This window comes from Aquimarina sp. U1-2 (genome assembly GCF_017897595.1).
Classification (GTDB): domain Bacteria; phylum Bacteroidota; class Bacteroidia; order Flavobacteriales; family Flavobacteriaceae; genus Aquimarina.
The window spans coordinates 1-287 of record NZ_JAGKIK010000163.1 but is presented as its reverse complement, the minus strand read 5'-3'; the positions used below and the strand labels follow the sequence as shown (position 1 = coordinate 287).

1 protein-coding gene is annotated in these 287 nt (G+C 40.1%); it reads right to left on the bottom strand.

Annotated features, from left to right (window positions below; genetic code table 11):
- On the bottom strand, positions 1–287 hold a 287-nt coding region (locus J8281_RS19490), incomplete at both ends, for an alpha-L-rhamnosidase N-terminal domain-containing protein (RefSeq protein ID WP_210199293.1).

Here is a 287-nt window from a genome sequence, read left to right as displayed (position 1 = left end):
CATCGTAAATGCCTGCTAATCTTACAGGGCCGTTTGTAGTTCCTTTCCAAGTTTCATCAGAAACTATAGTTTGCTGTGAACCATCTTCAAGGGTTATTTCTAACTGGCACAACACTTTTGGAGACGCAAAATTTTCATAAAGTGCTTTCCCTCTACTTATCCTTCCAGAGTGCCAACCTGATACCAATTCTACTGCTAGTGCATTCTCGTTGGATTTTAAAAAATCGGTAACATCATAAGTTAGTGTTTCAATACGATGATTATAAGGCGTCCATCCCGGAGGCATC